14 protein-coding genes and 3 pseudogenes are annotated in these 21,624 nt (G+C 46.1%); 7 read left to right on the forward strand and 10 right to left on the reverse strand.

The window, feature by feature from the left end:
* Nucleotides 1-63: 63 nt before the first annotated feature.
* The 3 genes from mfd (at nucleotide 64) to MRK00_00525 (ending at nucleotide 5,874) form a co-directional block, all read left to right on the forward strand.
* Complete coding sequence (gene mfd / locus MRK00_00515) at nucleotides 64-3,540, forward strand: transcription-repair coupling factor (GenBank protein ID MDR4515876.1); 3,477 nt, start codon at nucleotides 64-66, stop codon at nucleotides 3,538-3,540.
* On the forward strand, nucleotides 3,537-4,409 hold the full coding sequence (locus MRK00_00520; GenBank protein MDR4515877.1) for an isocitrate lyase/PEP mutase family protein: 873 nt from the start codon (nucleotides 3,537-3,539) through the stop codon (nucleotides 4,407-4,409). The genes mfd and MRK00_00520 overlap by 4 nt, the downstream gene beginning before the upstream one ends.
* Nucleotides 4,410-4,557: 148 nt before the next feature.
* On the forward strand, nucleotides 4,558-5,874 hold the full coding sequence (locus tag MRK00_00525; GenBank protein ID MDR4515878.1) for an IS5 family transposase: 1,317 nt from the start codon (nucleotides 4,558-4,560) through the stop codon (nucleotides 5,872-5,874).
* Between the two features lie 358 nt (nucleotides 5,875-6,232).
* Here MRK00_00525 and MRK00_00530 read toward each other — a convergent pair.
* The 6 genes and pseudogenes from MRK00_00530 to MRK00_00555 all read right to left on the reverse strand — a co-directional run bounded on the left by MRK00_00530 (nucleotide 6,233) and on the right by MRK00_00555 (nucleotide 10,200).
* A pseudogene (locus MRK00_00530) lies at nucleotides 6,233-6,430 on the reverse strand (transposase).
* A 22-nt stretch (nucleotides 6,431-6,452) separates the two neighbouring features.
* The gene (locus tag MRK00_00535; GenBank protein ID MDR4515879.1) at nucleotides 6,453-8,033 is read right to left on the reverse strand and encodes an IS66 family transposase; all 1,581 of its coding nucleotides are present in this window, start codon (nucleotides 8,031-8,033) and stop codon (nucleotides 6,453-6,455) included.
* A 62-nt stretch (nucleotides 8,034-8,095) separates the two neighbouring features.
* Nucleotides 8,096-8,446 (reverse strand): IS66 family insertion sequence element accessory protein TnpB, encoded by a 351-nt coding sequence (gene tnpB, locus MRK00_00540; protein ID MDR4515880.1) that lies wholly within the window; start codon nucleotides 8,444-8,446, stop codon nucleotides 8,096-8,098.
* On the reverse strand, nucleotides 8,434-8,730 hold the full coding sequence (locus MRK00_00545; GenBank protein ID MDR4515881.1) for an IS66 family insertion sequence element accessory protein TnpB: 297 nt from the start codon (nucleotides 8,728-8,730) through the stop codon (nucleotides 8,434-8,436). Before MRK00_00545 ends, tnpB begins: the two co-directional genes overlap by 13 nt.
* An 85-nt stretch (nucleotides 8,731-8,815) precedes the next feature.
* A pseudogene (locus tag MRK00_00550) lies at nucleotides 8,816-9,139 on the reverse strand (transposase).
* A gap of 641 nt (nucleotides 9,140-9,780) precedes the next feature.
* Complete coding sequence (locus MRK00_00555; GenBank protein MDR4515882.1) at nucleotides 9,781-10,200, reverse strand: hypothetical protein; 420 nt, start codon at nucleotides 10,198-10,200, stop codon at nucleotides 9,781-9,783.
* Nucleotides 10,201-10,409: 209 nt separating this feature from the next.
* Between MRK00_00555 and MRK00_00560 the strand changes: the two are divergent.
* Nucleotides 10,410-10,601 (forward strand): annotated as a pseudogene (locus tag MRK00_00560) (transposase).
* A 238-nt stretch (nucleotides 10,602-10,839) separates the two neighbouring features.
* Here MRK00_00560 and MRK00_00565 read toward each other — a convergent pair.
* Nucleotides 10,840-11,994: a hypothetical protein gene (locus MRK00_00565; GenBank protein ID MDR4515883.1), complete on the reverse strand. Its 1,155-nt coding sequence runs from the start codon at nucleotides 11,992-11,994 to the stop codon at nucleotides 10,840-10,842.
* Between the two features lie 389 nt (nucleotides 11,995-12,383).
* On the opposite strand from MRK00_00565, the gene MRK00_00570 reads away from it, so the two are divergent.
* Nucleotides 12,384-14,165: a hybrid sensor histidine kinase/response regulator gene (locus MRK00_00570; GenBank protein MDR4515884.1), complete on the forward strand. Its 1,782-nt coding sequence runs from the start codon at nucleotides 12,384-12,386 to the stop codon at nucleotides 14,163-14,165.
* Here the strand turns inward: MRK00_00570 and MRK00_00575 are convergent.
* The 3 genes from MRK00_00575 to MRK00_00585 form a co-directional block, all read right to left on the reverse strand.
* Nucleotides 14,157-14,804 (reverse strand): response regulator transcription factor, encoded by a 648-nt coding sequence (locus MRK00_00575; protein ID MDR4515885.1) that lies wholly within the window; start codon nucleotides 14,802-14,804, stop codon nucleotides 14,157-14,159. The genes MRK00_00570 and MRK00_00575 overlap by 9 nt on opposite strands.
* Nucleotides 14,805-15,337: 533 nt before the next feature.
* Nucleotides 15,338-15,586: a DUF2442 domain-containing protein gene (locus MRK00_00580; GenBank protein ID MDR4515886.1), complete on the reverse strand. Its 249-nt coding sequence runs from the start codon at nucleotides 15,584-15,586 to the stop codon at nucleotides 15,338-15,340.
* Between the two features lie 549 nt (nucleotides 15,587-16,135).
* Nucleotides 16,136-17,749, reverse strand: coding sequence for an AAA family ATPase (locus MRK00_00585; GenBank protein ID MDR4515887.1), 1,614 nt, complete (start codon nucleotides 17,747-17,749; stop codon nucleotides 16,136-16,138).
* 164 nt (nucleotides 17,750-17,913) lie between these two features.
* On the opposite strand from MRK00_00585, the gene MRK00_00590 reads away from it, so the two are divergent.
* Both MRK00_00590 and ftsH read left to right on the forward strand, forming a co-directional pair.
* Nucleotides 17,914-19,614 (forward strand): Kef family K(+) transporter, encoded by a 1,701-nt coding sequence (locus MRK00_00590; protein ID MDR4515888.1) that lies wholly within the window; start codon nucleotides 17,914-17,916, stop codon nucleotides 19,612-19,614.
* Between the two features lie 170 nt (nucleotides 19,615-19,784).
* Nucleotides 19,785-21,611 (forward strand): ATP-dependent zinc metalloprotease FtsH, encoded by a 1,827-nt coding sequence (gene ftsH, locus MRK00_00595; GenBank protein ID MDR4515889.1) that lies wholly within the window; start codon nucleotides 19,785-19,787, stop codon nucleotides 21,609-21,611.
* Nucleotides 21,612-21,624: the final 13 nt, after the last annotated feature.

A 21,624-nucleotide genomic window follows, 5' to 3' on the forward strand; every position in this document is an offset into this window, starting at 1 on the left:
AATAGTAAACCTTGAGTGCGTTGCAATTATTAATGCAATGCGCTGCGTACAGTATTTCAAAATATGCAACACCAATTTAAGCCACCAACTTCCGGATCAATTTCACGTTATTCTGATTTTGCAGGTTCCAGCGATGCGCTTTTTCTGGCACAGCTGGCACAACAAGCAAAGCCTGTTACGGTAATAACAACCAGCGCACTAGACGCGCAGCGGTTACTAGAAGAAATTCCGTTTTTTGCACCTGAACTGCAAATACATCTGTTACCCGACTGGGAAACATTGCCGTACGATACTTTTTCACCACACCATGATCTGGTATCGGAACGTCTTGCAACACTTTACCAGGTCATGAACAAAACCTGCGATGTATTGATTGCACCACTAACGACAGCGTTGTACCGCATCCTGCCCTGCGAATATCTGGCAGCCCATACTTTCTTTATCACAAAAGGCGAATTACTCGACATGGCTGCACTACGCAGCCAGATGACCTTGGCGGGTTATTCGCATGTCACTCAGGTTTTCTCGCCCGGAGAGTACAGCGTACGCGGCAGTCTGATTGATCTTTTTCCAATGGGCAGCGCCGTACCCTATCGGATTGATTTGCTGGACAATGAAATTGATAGTATTCGCACTTTTGACGTTGATACCCAACGCAGCATCTATCCCGTCACAGAAATCCGCCTTTTACCGGCACGTGAATTTCCGCTCGACGAGGATGGACGTGCCTGCTTTCGTGGAAAGTTTCGCGAGAAATTTGAAGGCGATCCGACAAAAAAACAAATCTACAAAGATGTCAGCAAAGGAATTGCGCCCGCGGGTATTGAATATTACCTGCCTTTGTTTTTTGATCAAACTGCAACGCTTTTTGATTACTTGCCTGAAGAGACATTAATCTGTCTGCACCAAGACATCCGTCCCGTGCTTGACGATTTCTGGCGCGATACACAATCCCGTTACCAATTGCTACGCGCCGACCTTGACCGGCCATTACTGCCCCCCGAGGACTTATTTCTACCTGCAGACGTCTTTTTCGGCAAATTAAAGCCTTACGGCCGCATCGAACTGTTGTCTGAAAATGAAGCAAATAAAAATGAATTGACTATTCCAACGACTGCTTTGCCGCCTGTTCAGGTGAATCGTTACGCGGATAATCCGTTAGAGCAGCTCAGCGCTTTTGTCGGTACATTTACGGATACCAATGGGCGCGTTCTGATCGTCGCTGAAAGTATGGGCAGACGTGAGCTAATTGCTGATTATCTCTTTCAGCATAATTTGCAGCCAACGGCCTGTGAAAATTACGCACAGTTTTTGGCAAGCACGCAACCGTTCATGCTATGCACCGCGCCGCTGCACAGTGGATTTATTCTTGCGTATGAAAAACTCGCTTTTGTTACCGAAAATGAGCTCTACGCCGCAACACATGTACACGGTCGTCGCGAAAGAGAATCCCGCAGGGCAACTTCAACCGACAATATTCTGCGCGATCTGTCTGAAATCAAGCCAGGCGATCCGGTTGTCCATGAACAACATGGCATTGGCCGTTATCTCGGATTGGTCAGCATGGATCTCGGTGAAGGAGAACAGGGCGAACTGAGTGAATTTCTGTCGCTCGAGTATGAAGGCGGCGACAAACTCTATGTACCTGTTTCACAACTGTACCTGATCGGGCGTTACAGTGGCGCATCGCCGGAATCCGCGCCACTGCACAAGCTGGGCAGCAGCCAATGGGAAAAAGCCAAGCGCAAAGCCATGCAGCAGGTACGCGATACCGCAGCCGAATTGCTCAATTTGTACGCACAACGCGCCGCGCGCAAAGGACATGCTTTCACTTTGAACCAGCATGATTACGAAGCGTTTACCGCAGGTTTCGGATTTGAGGAAACGGCCGATCAGGCCGTAGCCATCAATGCAGTTATCGATGACCTGATTTCAGATAAACCGATGGACCGGCTGATCTGCGGCGATGTCGGATTTGGCAAAACAGAGGTCGCGCTGCGAGCAGCCTTTGTAGCCGTTGCCGACGGCAAACAGGTTGCGGTTCTGGTTCCGACCACATTGCTGGCCGAGCAGCATTTCCAGAATTTCTCCGACCGCTTTGGCCTGATTGCAGATCAATGGCCGGTAAAAATTGCCGAATTGTCACGTTTTCGAACTTCCAAGGAACAAACCAAAACACTACTGGAACTGGCTCAAGGCCAGCTCGATATCGTCATCGGCACACACAAACTGATACAGAAAAGCGTCAGATTCAAGAACCTGGGCCTGGTCATTATCGATGAAGAACACCGTTTTGGTGTGCGCCAGAAAGAGCAACTCAAAAAACTCCGCGCGGAAGTCGATGTATTGACGCTGACAGCCACGCCGATTCCACGGACTCTGGCCATGTCACTCGAAGGCTTGCGTGACTTTTCCATCATCGCCACCGCCCCGCAAAGACGCCTGGCAATCAGGACTTTTGTCAACAATTTTTCTCTGGGACTCATTCGTGAAGCCTGTCTGCGTGAATTGAAACGCGGTGGACAGATTTATTTTCTGCATAATGAAGTGAATACCATCGCGCTCATGTATGAAAAACTGGTCGGATTGCTACCCGAAGCGCGTATCCGTATCGCGCACGGCCAGATGCGCGAACGTGAACTCGAACATGTGATGCGTGATTTTTACCAGCAGCGCTTTAACATTCTGTTGTGCACCACCATTATTGAAACCGGTATTGATGTGCCCAGCGCCAATACCATTATTATCAACAACGCCAACAAATTCGGCCTCGCGCAACTGCATCAGCTGCGCGGGCGCGTCGGCCGTTCTCATCATCAAGCCTACGCCTATCTACTGACGCCGGATGAACAGGCGCTCAACGCACAGGCAAAAAAAAGGCTTGAAGCCATCCAGGCAATGGAAGAACTCGGCTCGGGCTTTTTCCTGGCCATGCATGATCTGGAAATCCGCGGCGCAGGCGCCGTATTAAGCGAATCGCAAAGCGGCGAAATGCAGGAAGTGGGTTTCAGTTTATACAGCGCTATGCTGGATACGGCGATCAAATCACTTAAGGAAGGCCATGAACCCGATATGCAACACCCACTGGGTGTTGCGACTGAGATCAACCTGCATGTGCCTGCCCTGCTACCCGACAGTTACTGCCACGATATCCACGAACGTCTGGTGCTCTACAAACGCATGGCCAATTGCACGGACAGTGACCAGCTTGATGACATGCAAAGCGAGCTCATTGACCGTTTCGGTTTGTTACCCGACGCAACCAAGGCATTGCTTGACTGCCACCGCTTGCGCATCGCCGCAAAACCGCTCGGCATTATCCGTATCGATGCCAGCACCGAAAGCATACAAATACAGTTCACACCCGAACCGCCGGTCGATCCCGCAAAAATAATTCAATTGATACAAAGCAGCCGCGAATATTCCCTCGCCGGCCCGGATCGGCTTAAGGTACAGGTGCAGATACCTGAAATCAGGAACCGGGTTTTACGGATTCAAAACTTGATTCAATCATTAAGTGAACATCCACAATCAGAGTGAAAAACAAACTGCGCACATTGATCGAACAACCTGGTATTCATGCGGCACCAGCCGTTTACGATTGTATCGGCGCCATGGCCGCCGAACAGGCGGGATTTGACTATATCTTTTCCAGCGGATTTGGGATTGCCGCATCGCTCTTGGGTAAGCCGGATTTTGGCTATTTAACCGCCAGTGAAATGATCGACTCAACCAAACGTATCGCGCACAGCGTGTCCATTCCGTTGATCGCCGACATGGACACAGGTTACGGCAACCCATTGAATGTCATCCGCACCGTTGAAGAAATCGTACAGACCGATGTCGCCGGAATTATTCTGGAAGATCAGATGTGGCCCAAGAAATGCGGTCATTTCGAAGGTAAGCAGATTATCCCGGCTGCCGAACAGGTGGAAAAAACAAAAGCAGCAGTTTACGCCCGCGGCGATTCCGGGCTTGTCATTGTCCGACGAACGGACGCCCGCGCGACAGAAGGACTCAACGGCGCGATGAAGCGTGGCGAACGTTATCTCGCGGCAGGCGCGGATGTACTGTTTATCGAAGCACCGCAATCGCGGGAAGAATTAGCCGACATTGCATGTCATTTCCAGGGCGTTCCTCTATTCGCCAATATCATCGAAGGCGGCAAAACGCCGAATTTGTCACTCGATGAACTGGAAGACATGGGTTACAAATTCGTGGCCTATGCCCTGTCCGGCCTGTTCTCTGCTACGCAGGCTTTTATCGACTGCTTTGGCGCGTTAAAAAGAGACAGCGGCACACAGCATATCAATCAGCGATTGTCATTCGAAACTTTCAAGACCATTATTCAGATGAACGACCATATTGCGCTGGAAAAGCGGTTCGGGATTTTAAAGGAGACAGATTAGATATGGCCACACCCACGAATACTTAGTCGGCCCTTAAAATATCCTCAAGTGCATGATATTAATAGCGATTATTAGGGTTTTTGCTGTTCAAAACGACCAGAAAATGCTAAAATAAGCACTTGTTTCTGGTCGAAATGGTGATTTATAGATGCTCACACCCAGCAAAACTTTTCATCAACCCAGTTTGTTTGAAACTGACCTGTTATTACAACTTGATCCTTCCGATCCGTTGCTCAAACTATCAACCGTTATCCCCTGGCACGTGTTTGACGAAGCGTTTAGCGTTCATTACACCGAAGGCATCGGCGCGCCCAGCAAACCCATTCGCCTGATGGTAGGATTGTTGATCCTGAAGCAACTGGAGAACTTGAGCGATGAAGCGGTAGTATTGCAGTGGAAGCGCAATCCGTACTACCAGGCTTTTTGCGGCATGAAAGAATTCCAACGCAGATTGCCTTGCCACAGCACGGAGCTGGTTCATTTTCGCAAGCGGATTGGCGCTGAAGGTGTTGAACGGATATTCCGGATGAGCGTTGGTTTGCATGGCAAAGCGGCGCAGGAAGATGCGGTTCATATTGACACCACAGTACAGGAAAAGAACATCACCTATCCGACAGACAGCAAGCTTGCAATCAAAATCATCAATCGCTTGAACAAGCTTGCCAAAGCGCATGGCATTCCCCAGCGGCGCACCTTCGTCAAGGAAGTCAAATCCCTGCGCCTGGATATTCGGCATTTTCGCCATGCCAAGAAAAGAGCCAAGGCCAAGCGTGCGCTGAAACGGTTGCGAACCATTGCGGGCATTTTGATACGGGAGCTCAGAAGGAAGCTGCCGCAGTACTGCTTGTTTGAACGCTACCAACAGGATTTTCTGCTGTATGAGCGTATTTTGAAACAGCAACCCAAAGACACAAACAAAATCTATTCCCTGCATGAACCACAGGTCTACTGTGTTGCCAAAGGAAAAGACCATAAACAATACGAATATGGCAGCAAGGCATCAATCGCCTGTACGGCGCGAAACAATATCATCGTCGGCGTGGTCAACCATGAACAAAACCTGCATGACAGCCATACGTTGCCGGAAATACTTCAGCATGTTGAAACATCGCGTGGCAAAGCGGCCAGCCAAGCGGTATGTGATCGCGGTTATTGCGGCAAAAGTGAAGTCAATGGAACAACAATCATTCTACCGGGAAAAGCACTCAAACGAGACAGTCGCTACCAGAGAGACAAGAAGCGTAAACAATGCAGAAGGCGTGCAGCGATTGAGTCCATTATTGGCCACTTGAAATCGGACTATCGAATGGCAAGAAACTATTTGAAAGGCGCCATCGGTGATCAGATCAACCTGCTGATGGCTGCTTGCACCTGGAATCTGAAACAATGGCTGTTGGCCATTTTTTGGCTGTTTTTTGCAGCAAAACATAAGGCAAAAATAAGCATTGCCGCTGGAAATTTCTGAAAAAAAGGTGTACAGGCAAGATAAACAACTCCTGACTGAATTTTTGTGTAGATAATTTTTCAAAATATCCTTTTTCAGGGTCGACTACTTATTCGGAAACATAATTCAAAAATGCGTCACCAGTATTTACGGAACTTTAATTTCCCCCAGTTCATCTCTTTTACAACAGTGTGTTGATGAAGAAAACGATTACACTGCTAGCAGCAGGATTGATTGCATATTTGGAGTTTACTCAGAAATTCATCAAAGCCACCTGTCCAGGCAGACAATAATTTCGTCTTGAGATAAACTGAGGACGGCATGCCGGTTCAATTTTCCTGAGGATGGAGAAATTTGTCACCCGGCACATCATTTTAGGGGCAGATTTCTTGAGTCGAAGAAAAACCTGCATCAGTACCAGCAGGTTCATGACCAGAAAGATGGCATTTATCCAGGCAACCGACATATCGGCACGTCTGGCCCGGATATTGTTGAGGCGGTAGCCGTATTTGCCTTGTCCGAACTTGCCCTCAATCGGAATTCTCTCCCGATATTCCTGTCGTCGTTGCGCTTTGAGTGTATGCGTCCGGCACGGCCATCTAGAATTTTTCTCGTTTTAATGCCTCGATAAATTCCGGCGCGAGTGGCAACAACTCATCGATACGGCTATTAGGCCAGGCTGGAAGTTTGTCGAGTGTTTCTTTGAGCCATGCGGCTGGGTTGAGGCCGTTGAGTTGTGCGGTGCCAAGCAGGGTTTGAATAGTGGCAGCGCGTTGACCGGCACGTTCAGAACCGACAAAGAGCCAGTTTTTCTTGCCGACAGCTATGGGACGAATGACATTTTCCGCCGGGTTGTTGTCGATCGGTAGGTGGCCGGTGTGTACGTAGCGTACTAGAGTAGGCCAGCGTTTGAGTGTGTAGTCGAGTGCTTTGGCGGATGCGCCGCCGTTGGCAGTTTGCATTCGAGTTTGCATCAGCCAGTCGTACAAGGCATCGAGTGCCGGCAGACTTTTCTGTTTTCTCAGCTGTTGACGCGCTTCGATGGTCAGCTGTTTGCCTTCGGCCTCGATTGCGTACAGTTCGCCGATACGCTGCAATGCTTCAAATGCCATCGGACTGTCATTGGCCTGATGCAGGTCGAAGAATTTGCGCCTGGCGTGTGCCCAGCATGCCAGTTCAATGCAAGGCGACTCTTCTCGAGAGAACAAGGCTTTGTACCCGCCATAGTCGTCGACCAGCAAATGACCTTGCCAGTTTTGCAGAAAGTCTTGCGTATGCCGGCCACTGCGACTTATTTGATAATCAAAGACAACAATGCGCGGCCCGGGATCGAGGTCATTGCTGCGGTAGACCCACAGGTAGGCTTTGCGGGTTTTACCGTTGCCGGGTTCCAGTTGCGCAACCGGTGTCTCATCGGCGTGAAGGGTGTTTCCTTGCAAAAGATGCCATTTCAGTTGGTCTGCCAAGGGTTGCAGCGCAACACCGGTACGGCCGACCCATTCGGCCAATGTGGAACGCGAAAGTATAACTTGTTCACGTGCAGCCATCTGTTCCAGGCGATAGAGCGGCAGGTGATTAAGGTATTTGTTGCTGATCACCCAGGCCAATAACCCCGGTGACGCTATGCCGCCGTCAATGACTGCCGGTGGCACCGGTTCTGCGGTGACGGTTTCGCAGGCCTTACATGCATATTGCGGACGAATGTGACGATGGACAAAGAATTTGGCCGGTTCTACGTCGAGTTGTTCGGTGACGTCTTCACCGATTTTGAGCAGCGTGTTGCCGCACTGTCCGCATTGGCAGGATTCCGGTTCATGGCGGTGTTCGATGCGTGGCAGATGATCAGGCAACGGTTGGCGGCCTGCACGGGAACGCGGCGGTTTTGCCGGTGTTGTTTTTACAGCCGGTTCAATCTGCTCGATTTCGGTATCAACGGCTGCAATATCAGCCAGCACCGATTCTTCAAATAAACTGAGCTGCACCACTGACAACGATTCATTCTTCTTGCCGAAACGGATGCGGCGCAAATGCGCCAGCTCCATGGTCAATGCCTCGATCTTGCATGCCTGTGCACGAATCTCTTGTTGCGCCTGATCAAGTAATGCTTGAACAATACCGGTGACCTGTTGTTTGGTATCCGCATCAAGGTTTAATTGATCAAGCTGCGCCAGTGATTTCATGGCTGTTATTATACCAAAAAACCAGCCTAACTTGCTGTAAATATTGAATTATCAGACTGATTTTATGCGCGCAAATGAGCAGGTGGCAATGCCGATAAACGCTGCCAGTCCACACCTGCTGTCAGCCATTGCCACTGTGATTGACTCAATTCAAAACAACGATCTCCCAGCTTCGGCCACACAAACCAGCCCTGATGCAAACGGCGCTGACATAACCAAACGCCAGTGCCATCCCACAACAACACCTTCATCCGGTTGCGTGCGCGGTTGCAAAATACAAAAGCTGAACCCGCACAGGGTGAATGCCCCAATGCCTGTTGGACAATAAGCGACAATCCGTCAATACCCCGGCGCATATCCACAGGCTCCACAACCATCCAGATTTGTCCAGAATGCGCAATCAATCCAGACATCTCAACAATTCACCGAGCCATTGTGGTGATACATCTGCCGGCAGTTCGAGTGTATGACCGCCTGAACAACGCAGTTTCAGATAATCCGATGGTGTTGTGGTTGTTCTGATCGTCACCGGTATCAACGAAGTTCGTTGATTGTCTTTTTGCACATCACGATAAACCCGTAGCCAATTCCCAAATGTCTTGCTGTTCAATCCATGATCACGGCAATAAGCCACTTGCGACAAACCGCTCGCCTGCCACGCTTTGATATGACGTATCTGTTGTTCTTGGGTTGTCATTGGTTATCCTCCAATAAATATTTGAAGTTAACCAGAATGAGATCTGCTTTCTAGATGGTAGGGCTAAACGCTTACCTTTGAGTCATTTCAGCTCACTCTGGTTTTCGGTGGTAGCTTTGGGTGGACGTCCCAGCGGTTTGCCTGAGAAACGGATATTGTGTTTCTCCAGATAGCTGCGATTATCGCGCGATCCATAGAGTCTGTCGGCGATAACGACCTCGGGGTAATAGCCGTAGCGATTTTTGTAGGCTTCCACCTGTTTCTGAAGATCATGGCCTTCATGACAGGCATCCCAATGCAGTTTGTCCACATGCGCCAGTTTGTCGTCGGTCAGGCTGACGCTGATTTTTGCACCAAATTCCACCGACTTGCCAAGCTTTCCTCTGACAATGGGCCGCAAATGGGGTTGACAGGGCTGCCACATAGTCGGCATCAAATTGAAAATTCAATCCGGCATTGACATGATCCTCCACCTTTTCATTGTCCGAATCCCGGTAATCTTTACCGGCGATCAGCTCCTTTATGATATCTGTCACGGCAAGCTTTATGTCGTCTTGAGTCAGTGACTGCTTGCTTTTCACCTTTTGTTTAGCTGCAGCAAATTCACCTGCAAGCTGGACGGGAAGGCTCGATTCAATACTTTTGCGTTGCAGAATTGCAGCTGCCCCTCCTGACGCTGCAAGTTTTTTTCCAGCAGATATAAACTCACTTACATGGTCGCTTTTTCCAGTCAGATTCCGCGAGGAATGGGTCTGGTCTAACACTTCAACATTTTCCTGCGTAACAAGCTGCGCCGCCTTCATTTCCATCAAATTGGCTTCACTTTCCAACCCATGATCATCATTCACCTGCTGCCCTGCCATTTGCATTGTCGGTTTTACCCGCCCTTGCACCTGCTGCACCACATGTCTGGCCTCATGCGGCAGATGCTCCACTGCCACGATGAAAAACCCGCATTCAATTTCCAAGAAAACAATCGAGGTCAGATGCACAATACCCATGTCAAAACGGTTATAATCATCAATACTGCTCCAAGGATTTCTAGAGACCTTAGTCGGCCATCATTCTCATTAATATTTCACGTCGATCTCCACACAATGTCACCTGATAAAGCGTGATCGGAAATTCTATACGGGGTGGTTTTGATAGAGTTTGTAAGGCACACTTTTTTTTCTTGATTCGCGACCTGGCCCCGGTTACGCTGTGGCCCCGGTTACGCTGCGCGACAGTATCACGGTAAGGTTCAACGCAGGAACCTGTCGTTGCAGATGACTGTTGTGTCGGTTGACTCAAGAACTGCGCCAGTACTTCATCGTCCGGTAGCTGCCGGTTCGTATCCAGCCAACCCTGTTGCAAGGCAATTTGCCGCAGCGCCTTGGCTTTGGACCGGCCTATCAGCCCAGCTCTGGCCAATGCCCGGTCGGAATCTCCGAGACGCATGCGGACTATGATTTGACGATATTCAAACATTTCGAATCTCCTGTTGCTCATGGCTATCCTTTGATAAAAAAACTAAAAGAATAACCAGCAGTGACAAAAAATCCGAACCCTAAATCCGGTCAATACAGCCAAATCAAATGGCTTCATTATGGTGAAAATTAAATGGCTCTATTACAGTGAAATTTCACTGGTTCCATTATGGTGAAATTGGACTGGCTTTATTGGGGTGAAAACTGACAGACGGCGCCAAACATGCCTGGGGCATTCTTTCATTGCTGGTGAAGCGGTTAAAGAAAGCATGGCCGGAGGTTCGCATTATTTTTCGTGGCGACAGCGGCTTTTGCCGCCACAGGATGCTGACATGGTGCGAGCGCCATGATGTCGGTTACATTGTTGGCATCGCCAAGAATCAAAGGCTCAATACCATGACCGCGCAATGGCAACAGGAAGCGGAATCGCACTTTGAGCAGTCAGGCGAAAAGTACGCCGGTTTTTTTTCGGACTATTGACTCAGGACGGCTAATGGGTGACCTTTTTTTTGATGGCAAAAAACTGGCGAGAGAACCTACTGAACTGAACTTGACCTGACAGCTTCTTCGACCAACCGGTAACTGTCAGGTCAAGTCTAAATTACTATAAACCAAAACATTATATTTCAATAAAAACTTCCTATAGAGTTTGAAGCGTGAAAGTTTCCCATTCAGCTACTCTGTCACGATTAAACAGAAGGTCACTACCTCCGCCATTCTCAGCACAAAGATATTTCCCATTTGCTGCACGCAATGCAACTCTTCCGTTACCAAAATGATATATTCTAAGGCTTTCCCAGGAACTGACAAGATTTCTATTTGCGAAAACGGCACCACCTCCTCCGTGCTCGGCACTTAGTACTTGTCCACCCCAAGCTCTAAGCGACACTTGACCAGCCGAAACATCCTCAAGAACAAAAGTTTCCCATTCTTTCGGCGTAGTTTGATGGCTCACTGCATTTACAAGCCCACCTCCTCCATTGATCGCCATCACATAATTTCCCGAGTACGTTTTTAACGCGACACGACGATCAGGATAACCAAACCTCCATTCCAAATTAAGTTTATATTTCCCCCCATGACCTTCAAAGATAACCTGTTGAGGAAGACGTGAACCACCTGTAAATCTTGAACTCGGTTTAGCTAAAATGATCGACACATCCTGTGGGGGAAAAGCATCTGTTTTAAGTGAATCGAGACTAGCACCAATTTGTTGTACGATCCAACCTACTGCGGCGCCAACACCCGTACCGACTGCAGTACCCAAGGGCCCTAGTGCCGTGCCAATTGCGCCACCGACCGCGCCACCAACCGCAGTAGATGTTGCAGTTGCTACTTCTCCTTTAACGAAACTACCAATATCATGAAGAACTTTCTCAGTTACCTCGTCCATCTGTCCTCCCCAGTCTTCTTCGAGCAAGACAAGACTCGCATTTACTGTCAAAGGAAATCTATGTGGAAACTTTTGGTGACCATATGATACGGGGTAGCTAGCTAGGCGCTCATTAAAACTAACGACTGTTCCATCCTGATAATTGCTACCCAGATCCAAGACGGGCAACATACATTGTGCTTGAGGAGCCTCCGCGCCTCGTTGCCAAGTAAGAAGTACTCGCAATCGCATGGCATCGTTGGCAATTCCTTCGCCTACGAACGGCCAAATTCCTTCATGCTCGGTCTCATCAAGGCATTCAACGCGTCTTAAATAAAGAGACAGAACGCGTTCAGTCGAAGGTAAAAAATGCATCCCTGATTGAAGTGTTGGTTTGCTGCATGTTGTGTAATGTATTGTCATGATATTTCTCCAGAATACTAAGATATGAATTAACTAATAAATTATTTTTAGTAATAATTTATGTACCCAAATATTCGTTTACCGATAGATATTTTCCGAATATTGCATATCAGTATTCAACAAAAATAATCTTTTAAAAATAGTGAATTAGACACATTACAAAAGTATGTGTTTGATCAATATACGCAAAATAACGTGAAGAATTGAAAATTGATGCTCAATAAATTGTTTTACCTTCAAATCTGAATTTTATTGTTATCAGGCGGGTACTCATCTTTTCCGGAAATATGTCATGCAACACATGTCCTTGGAAATATTACATTGAATTCTTTATTCAGTAGAATATGCTCACGATGAATTTTAGTCCTTCTAATGAATTCAAATTACACATGAAGAATATTGAACAAAAAACTCGAAGCATCCAAGATGAGATACAAATCACACAAATAAAAACAATCATGGATCATGGCTTCTTTATTTTCTTCGCCTGGTTCTCTGCTACTTCTGTGGTTGTTTTGGCGCTATGGAGTTATGAATCTTATTCTGTACTCATACTCTGGTTTATCACTTCTAATATTGTCGGTAGCGTTAGGTTATTGATCTATAGACACTTTAAACGGCAATTGAAAACAATAAGCACGGCAGGTATTTCTAGAATAAAGCTCATTTTTCTCATTGATGGACTTATTACAGGACTTTCTTTGGGAATGGGCAATCTGTTGTTCATAGATCCCGAGCAACCCTTTACGTTGCTAGCCATGTCACTGACAACTTATTTTGGTGCAATGGGTATAATGTTTTTATGGTTTAATTATTTACCCGCAGTTACTGCCTTCATGACTCCTGCGGGAATAACACTGATAACACCACTCATCCTCCAGAAAAACGAAAATGTCGTTGGCTTTGGACTCATCATTTTAGTTTCAGTGGCCTGTGGTGTAGTTGCTTGTTTTAGACTCAGAAAAATTTACTCAACCACGCTAAAATTGAATCTCGAAAATATAACACTAAGCCAGAAACATGACCAAGCACGCAAACTGGCCGAACAGGCCAGTATTGCTAAAACCCGCTTTTTTGCTGCAGCCAGTCATGATTTACGCCAACCTATTCACGCTCTCAATTTATTTTTTGCCGAGCTTTCCGGTCGTGCACATAAAGATAATCAGAAATTGATCGTTCAGATGGGCGAATCCATTAATGCCGTCAATTCCATGCTTAGTGCATTGCTTGATGTTTCGAAATTAGATGCGGATATCATCAAACCAAACATTGAACCGATTGAATTAACTGAAATGTTTATGCGCTTAGAATCAGAATTTTCTACTATTGCAAAAGAAAACCACAACACTTTACGAATACGCCATACGCGAGAAACGACACTTAGTGACCCATTAATGCTAGAACGTATCATGCGCAATCTGATCAACAATGCGCTTCGATATACCAAAAATGGGCGCGTGCTGGTCGCAGCTCGACCATACGGAGATAATATTCTAATGCTGATCTGTGACACTGGCATCGGTATTCCTAAGAATCAACTTGAAGAGATTTTTGTTGAATTTCATCAGATAGATAATCCGGAAAGAGATAGAAGGCAGGGTCTTGGTCTAGGACTTGCCATTGTCAAGCGGCTTGCAAATCTTCTGAATCATGAAATAAAAGTAACGTCAAAGTTGGGTCATGGGAGTTGTTTCTCGATTACTGTACCACGTGTGTGCTTCACACGGAAAACAGCTACAACACCTTACATTGATCATGCTGTTGAGTTTTTCTTTCAAGGAAACATGATCCTAATATTGGATGACGATACATCGATATTGGAAGGTATGCGTGGATTATTAACTTACTGGGGATGTAAGGTAATTACATCAACAACTTCAGTTGAAGTTTTAAGGCGAATTCAAATTGATCGAATAAAACCGAATTTATTAATAATTGATTACAGACTTGCTGAGAATGAATCAGGTATTGAGATTGCGAGAAAAATACAAAATCAATTTTCATTCCAGTTACCAGTCATATTGCTTACAGGAGATACTTCGCCAGACAGATTGCAGGAAGCTGTTTCCAGTGGTTTTCAATTGTTACATAAGCCTGTTCAAATACCAGAATTGCGTTCTACTATGCAAAACCTCTTAACCAAAAATTCAATAAAAAGAAGCTTAAACTAGAGAAGAGAGTAATTTCATTTCTACTGCTTTTAGCACAGCACACATTCTATTTGGTACACTTAATTTAAGCAGGATCTTGCTAATATGGTTTTTTGTTGTACCAACAGAAATTCCTAATTTGTAGGCAATGACTTTATCTTGATCTCCTTTTGCGACTAATTCTAAGACTTCTTTTTCACGTAGCGTCAAAGATTCAATCGACTCATGAATTTGCTCTGAGGGCACTGAGTTCACGGATGATTCTGAAAAATTTGCACGCATTTGAACCGTGGAAACATCAACAAAAATACTTAATCGATTAATTAATTCATGTCTATTACAGTTTTTATGAATACAATCTGTCGCTCCTTTTTCTTTTGATTTTCTGAATATATCCGATTCATCGGACCCAGTTAACACTATTATCGGGACCCAAGATTCCAATATCTCGCGTAGATTTGGCAAGGCCGATAAGCCATCTATTCCAGGCAATCCAATATCAAGTATGACCATATCCAATGATTTTACTTTCTGAATCAACTGTATCGCATCAGAAATATTGGATGATTCAATCACAAATACATCTTCACGCAACTGTTTAAATACATAAATTAGCGATTCTCTTACAAGCACATGATCTTCAATGAAAAGTATATTCATAATTTTTTATTTAATCTTGGGTATTTCAATTGGATAAATTCAAATTCAAGAATTAGTTTTTCCACTATTGATCTTTGCTTATAAATTCAATAGCATGATTTCAATACAGTACCACATCAGTTTTAGGGAATGGTTTTTCTAATGCATTTCAATGGAATCATCGGATGTAAAGTTTTTACCTAAAATAATGGAAGGATATAAATTAAATGATTTGACCGAAGAAGAAAGTGTTTTTTTACACACCTAATTAGAGCTCACTCACAAACACTAACAACATGATTATATTGAATAATACTCTGTAATTTGGTAAAAAAATGCACGTAATTTGATGAAATACTGCCAAAAACCGTGCACTATGATTCGTTATTCAGGCCAAAACCAGCCCACCCTCCCAGGATTTGACACACCACCGGGTATGATACTTGATCCCAATAATCACTGGGTAAGACTCAGCGAAGACGGCACCAGGTCTTGCAATACAACATTCACATACCCAACAGATTCGAATTCCCTTTACCCTAAGATTTCACAACCTACGGAAACTCTTCCGGGTTCTCAATCGATTTGATGTCCAAATCCACATCCAGATCAGGCCAGAAAAAATGATCCAGTGTCGGCTCTGTCACATTGAGTACTTTGCCAACGAACGCATCTTTAAACCATGGGAAGTCGGCGTACGGCATAAACAATTCCTTGTCGCCGGCCAACAGCCCTACACCATGACTGGGAATATGGATGATCTCAGCTTTTGAAGTAAGCGTTCCAGCCGTTTCTGAATTCATCGTGATGCGCCTCAAGTTGGACTCATATCCTGGAAATTATAATCCCGAATCTGACCACATCCTATCAACCCGTTCTGTCTATGCCAAGACCACTTCGTTTAGAATTTCCAAACGTGCTTTATCACATAGCATCGCCAGAAGATCGCCGAAAAATTTCAATGGCGATTAGTATTTAATTTAAAGACTAACAAATCTGTTCGTACTTATGGGCATCTCTAAAAATCCATATTTTTCACGATACTTTGTTGTTCACAAAAAATATCTCCTTACATATCAATCATATGCTGTGTCAATATTTTTTGCTATCAACAAGAACTGGCCTCGTCTTGTTTAAAACGCTGAATTTTTAGAGGTGCCCTTATGCGACTTTCTGTAAGTCATATCATCAACATCCTGCTTTTTTCTGATTCCCGTTTTTACCAATTTCGTAAGTGCTTTATGTTCTTCCTTGCTCAAACGGGCAATATATTTCTTAGCTGGTATCGATACACCTCATTAAAATATACTTTCATCCGTCAAAGTAATATGGTTGATGTGTTAGGGGCTGTACTAACGGCTTTTTTCCTTGATATCGAGAATAAGCTTTTCAATGTTTGACTCTTTTTCTGTATCAATTGTAATTTGATAAGGCAACTCATCGCATCGCAACGGTTCAAATGTGGCCAGCTGATGCTCAAGCACAGCAATGTCCGCATCGGAAACATCACACTTTCTTGCGGAAATCCGTTGACGCAATGTATTTGCAGATGCGGTATATTTCAGAATAATAAATGGGGTTTGTCTGTCACGCGCTAATTTCAAAAAAGCATGTCGTTCTTCGTATTTGAGAAAAGCTGCATCGACAATCACAGGAAACCCGGAATCCAATACAGCATCAGCAAGTGCTTTCAGTTTTTTATAGGTTTTGATGTTTGCTTCAACAGAGTAGATTTCCTGGCTGACACCGCCCCCGTCAACATTACGTTGCGTATCTGCAGTGCTGTTCAATCCATCGAACAATCCAAACATTCTTTTTCGTTCTACGTCGGAACGAATACGTATAGCTCCGATTTGCTCGAGCAGAGGCAGCGATAGTGTGCTTTTTCCTGAGCCAGACAAGCCATGCGTAATGATCAATACAGGCTTCTTGGAGTGAATATAAAATAGTGCAAGTTTTATGTAAGTATAAAATTCGGTTACAGCTTCTTGCTTCTCAGCTACAGAAACACCCGGCTGCCCTGCCCTGATTATGTCTACCATAGCACGGACAAGCGCACGATAGACCAGATAAAAACGAAATATCCCGAGACCTGAATAATCGCCACAGAGTTCCAGATAGCTGTTTAGAAAACGTTGCGCCAATTTCGGCTGTCTTCTGTTTTGTAGATCCATAATCAGAAACGCGACTTCAGACAAAGTATCTATCCAGCGCAAATCCGGATCAAATTCAAGACAATCAAACGCCAATGGCTGGTTATTCAGCCATAAAAGATTACGCAAATGCATGTCTCCATGACACTCACGAATATAACCTTCGCATTTGCGCTGTCCAAAAAGCGGTTTGCTTATTTCAAAAAACGATTGACTCCACTCTTTCAGCCTGGAAAGTTGTCTGTCATATTGTCTCGCATCCGGACAGTCTCTGATAGTGCTGAAGACTCTCTCAACAGGCTGATAGACATGCTCCAGATTGCCGAAGCAGGTATCCGGATGAGCAATCTCGGCATTTTTATGGAACCTGGCTATTAGGTGCGCGAATGCATCAATGTGCCGGTTCTCGAGCTTGCCATCAGTCAGCATATTATCGAGCTGTGCCTGTTGAGGAAACTGGATCAGTTTGATAGCGTATTCAATTGCATCGCCTGTTTCCTGAATGGCAGGGTGTTTAGGGCTTCCTGTTATCTTCACAATACCGAGATAAATGGGTGCGGCCAGTCTGCTGTTCAGTCGCAATTCCTCTTTACAGTAAAACAGGCGTTTTTCCAATGTTGAAAAATCAAGAAACCCAAGATTGCAGGGTTTTTTTATTTTGTAGGCATAATCTCCGGTTAGGATAACCCACGAGATATGCGTTTCGATGAGCCGAATTTTTTTTACCGGATGGTCATAAACATTCGCCCTAAGAAGTGACTGGATAAGCTCGGGTTGCTGCGTGTCGGTTGTTTTCACATGATCGATTGACATCAAGAATTATTGTACGCGCTCCATTATAAAGGACGTAATGCTGCAACCGAAGCTTTCTATGAAATCAAATATCAATGCGTGATAAAGTAACCGGAATACGTAAAAATCCAAATTAAAGCAAATAATTTTATTTCCAAGAACGGCCATCTACCAATGGAGTATGTATGGATCATAGCCTTCTCTTAATCACAACCATTGCTACTGGTTTCGGCTTGGCGCTGGTGTTCGGTTTTATCGCAGAAAGACTCAAAATACCGGCATTAGTCGGTTATCTACTCGCCGGTATCGTACTTGGCCCCACAATACCCGGAATAACCGCAGATGCGGCAATCGCTACTGAACTGGCTGAAATTGGTGTGATGCTGTTGATGTTCGGAGTCGGTCTGCATTTTTCCCTGGCAGATTTACTTGCCGTTAAACGCATCGCGCTGCCAGGCGCAGTGGTACAAATGACTGTTGCTACCCTGCTGGGCATGATGCTTGCATCGTGGTGGGGGTGGAACATGGGCGCTGGGTTGGTTCTGGGACTGTCGTTATCCTGCGCCAGTACTGTCGTATTGTTAAGAGCACTTGAATCGCGTGGTTTTTTGGAAACCATGAATGGCCGTATTGCAGTAGGATGGTTGATTGTAGAAGACCTGGTCACTGTGCTTATTCTGGTTTTGCTGCCTTCTCTCGCGGGTTTGCTGGGCGGCGCAGGAAATGATATCGATGCGCATACTCCACTTTGGCAGACAGTTGCATTAACATTATTACAAGTTGCTGTTTTTATAGCGCTGATGCTGGTTGTTGGGCGCCGGCTGCTGCCATGGTTGTTGTGGCAGGTTGCACAGACGGGCTCACGTGAATTATTTACTTTGGCGGTTGTCGCTTTCGCCATTTGCATTGCGTATGGCGCCGCGACATTTTTCCATGTATCGTTTGCGCTCGGCGCTTTTTTTGCAGGGATGGTAATGCGCGAGTCGCAATTCAGTCACCGTGCCGCTGAGGAAAGCCTGCCTTTGCGTGATGCGTTTGCCGTGTTGTTTTTTGTCTCGGTTGGCATGTTGTTTGATCCTGTCATACTTATTGACAAGCCATTTCATGTGCTCGGTGTGGTTGCCATTATCGTAGTCGGCAAGTCTATTGCAGCTTTACTTCTGGTGCTGATATTCCGCTATCCGCTGAATACAGCATTAACCGTTGCCGCCAGCCTTGGCCAGATTGGCGAATTCTCGTTCATTCTCGCTGGCCTGGGCTTATCGCTGGGATTGTTGCCTGCCGAAGGATTCAGTCTGGTGCTTGCTGGAGCACTGATTTCCATCGCTTTTAATCCGATTGCCTTTGCAGTTATAGCTCCCGTCAGCCGTTGGTTGTTCCAGCATTCCAGACTGGCGCGCCGTCTGGCCTCGCGTGACGATCCATTTGCTGAGTTGCCGATGAGTACTGAGCGCCGTTACCTTAAAGGCCAGGTGGTGCTGGTCGGTTACGGGCAAGTTGGCAAACGCATTGCGGATGTGCTGAGTGAAAAGGATATCCCGTATATCGTTGTTGACCAGAATCGCGAACTGATTCAGGATCTACGCAATCAGGAACTTGCAGCCGTTTCAGGCGATGCGGTCGAACCTGAAGTGCTTGTTCAAGCGCATATTGCTAATGCTGCGATGCTTGTTGTCGCTGTACCTGATCTACTCAATGTGCGTCAAATGGTAACAACAGCGCGCACGCTGAATCCTGATATCGAAGTGGTGCTGCGCACCGATAATGAAGACGAATCTGCATTGTTGCACAAAGAAAATCTTGGGATCGTGTTTTATGGAAAGGAAGAACTCACCAAAAGCATGATGCAGCATGTCCTGCAGCGCTTTGATCCACATCCGAAATAAAATCCCGTTAACTCTGGCGATCAAAAGTTTCAAGTATGTATATGGCTTTGTACAAAATAGGGCTTTTGTGAAGGGGACATACTACAATATATCAAGGTAAGAAGCGCATGTCGGGAAAGTAGCATAAACTTATTATTAGAACATGAGCCCGCGAGACTATAAACACTTCTATGGACAAAAACGATCAAATCAATTTCTGGTATGTCATCGCCGCGGTGCTCGGTGTATTGTTTCTACAAAGCCTTTACATTCAATACACCCAGGTTGAACCGATTTCATACAGCCGTTTCCAGCATTTTCTGGAACAAGGTCAGGTAGAGAAGATTTCGATTACTGACCAGTACATTTATGGTTCGCTCAAGACACAACACGCGGATGGTTTCAAAGACTTTGTCACCACACGTGTAGAACCTGAATTCGCAGAAGAGCTGGAAAAATACAATGTTGAGTATTCGGGTATTGTAAAAAGCACCTGGATTCGCGATCTGTTGTCCTGGCTGCTGCCAATGCTGATATTTGTCGGCCTCTGGCTTTTTGTCATCCGTCATATGACTGGTGGCGCGAGCGGGAGCATGATGTCAATTGGTAAGAGCCGCGCCAAAGTATTTGTCGAGAAAGAAACCAAAGTGACCTTTGATGATGTTGCAGGCGTGGATGAGGCCAAGGAAGAACTGGTTGAAATTATCAATTTCCTCAAGAATCCGGCCGAATATGGCCGGCTTGGCGGACGCGCGCCGAAAGGCATTTTGCTGGTTGGGCCGCCCGGAACCGGTAAAACATTACTCGCGCGCGCAGTGGCCGGCGAGGCGGGCGTACCTTTTTTCTCCATCTCCGGTTCCGAATTTGTTGAGATGTTTGTCGGTGTGGGCGCTGCGCGTGTACGCGATCTTTTTGAGCATGCGAGGGAAATGGCGCCTGCGATTATATTTATTGACGAACTCGATGCATTGGGCCGTGTTCGCGGCGCTTTTGGGCTGGGCGGTGGACAGGATGAGAAAGAACAAACGTTAAACCAGTTGCTTGCCGAACTTGATGGCTTCGATTCCACCAGTGGCATCGTATTGCTGGCAGCCACCAACCGGCCGGAAATTCTTGATCCGGCGCTGCTGCGCGCCGGACGCTTTGACCGACAGGTACTGGTAGACCGTCCGGACAAACTGGGCCGTAAGCAGATTCTCGAAGTGCATATCAAAAAAGTGAAACTGGATAACGATGTGCAAATTGAGCAGATTGCGGCGTTGACCCCCGGTTTCACAGGTGCGGATCTGGCTAATCTGGTCAATGAGGCCGCTTTGCTCGCGACACGGCGCAATGCGATTACGGTGACAATGGATGATTTTAACAATGCCATCGAACGTATTGTTGCAGGCCTTGAAAAACGTAATCGTCTGCTCAATCCTGAAGAGCGCCGTGTAGTGGCGTTTCATGAGCTTGGACATGCAATGGTCGCTTTGGCATTGCCGGGTTCGGATGAAGTACACAAGATTTCCATCATTCCACGTGGCATTGGCGCGCTTGGCTATACTATCCAGCGACCGACCGAGGACCGTTATCTCATGACAAAAGAAGAGTTAAAAAACAAAATGTCGGTATTATTAGGCGGGCGCGCTGCTGAACAGATTGTGTTTAATGAAGTATCAACCGGCGCTGCGGATGATCTGGCGCGCGCCACCGATATTGCACGGGCCATGGTGTTGCGTTATGGCATGAGTGAAGCTTTGGGGCATGTGGCTTATGATCGTGAACAATCTCCTTTTTTGCAGCCAAATGCTGTCATCCCCCAGCCCCGTAGCTACAGCGAGGAAACCGCCAACAAAGTGGATAGTGCCATACGCGAACTCGTTGACAATGCTTTGGAACGATCTATCAAAATTCTGCAAACCAACAGAACATTGCTGAACAAGTCTGCTGAAGAACTATTAAAAACAGAGACACTTAATCAGCCGGAGATTGAAGAACTAAAGCGTGCGATAGCACGTGAAAAAAACACGCCCTAACGCGGTTGGAAAG

Origin of the sequence: Nitrosomonas sp. (assembly GCA_031316255.1) — a bacterium.
Taxonomy (GTDB): Bacteria; Pseudomonadota; Gammaproteobacteria; order Burkholderiales; family Nitrosomonadaceae; genus Nitrosomonas.

Bases quoted from the DNA above. Each gene is read 5' to 3' on its own strand.
- tnpB (MDR4515880.1), bottom strand. From the start codon at position 8,446: ATGTCTGGATTGATTGCGCATTCTGGACAAATCTGGATGGTTGTGGAG.
- ftsH (MDR4515889.1), top strand. From the start codon at position 19,785: ATGGACAAAAACGATCAAATCAATTTCTGGTATGTCATCGCCGCGGTG.
- MRK00_00585 (MDR4515887.1), bottom strand. From the start codon at position 17,749: ATGTCAATCGATCATGTGAAAACAACCGACACGCAGCAACCCGAGCTT.
- MRK00_00555 (MDR4515882.1), bottom strand. From the start codon at position 10,200: ATGTTTGAATATCGTCAAATCATAGTCCGCATGCGTCTCGGAGATTCC.
- MRK00_00580 (MDR4515886.1), bottom strand. From the start codon at position 15,586: ATGAATTCAGAAACGGCTGGAACGCTTACTTCAAAAGCTGAGATCATC.
- MRK00_00575 (MDR4515885.1), bottom strand. From the start codon at position 14,804: ATGAATATACTTTTCATTGAAGATCATGTGCTTGTAAGAGAATCGCTA.
- MRK00_00565 (MDR4515883.1), bottom strand. From the start codon at position 11,994: ATGACAATACATTACACAACATGCAGCAAACCAACACTTCAATCAGGG.
- MRK00_00570 (MDR4515884.1), top strand. From the start codon at position 12,384: ATGAAGAATATTGAACAAAAAACTCGAAGCATCCAAGATGAGATACAA.
- MRK00_00535 (MDR4515879.1), bottom strand. From the start codon at position 8,033: ATGAAATCACTGGCGCAGCTTGATCAATTAAACCTTGATGCGGATACC.
- MRK00_00590 (MDR4515888.1), top strand. From the start codon at position 17,914: ATGGATCATAGCCTTCTCTTAATCACAACCATTGCTACTGGTTTCGGC.
- mfd (MDR4515876.1), top strand. From the start codon at position 64: ATGCAACACCAATTTAAGCCACCAACTTCCGGATCAATTTCACGTTAT.
- MRK00_00545 (MDR4515881.1), bottom strand. From the start codon at position 8,730: ATGACAACCCAAGAACAACAGATACGTCATATCAAAGCGTGGCAGGCG.
- MRK00_00525 (MDR4515878.1), top strand. From the start codon at position 4,558: ATGCTCACACCCAGCAAAACTTTTCATCAACCCAGTTTGTTTGAAACT.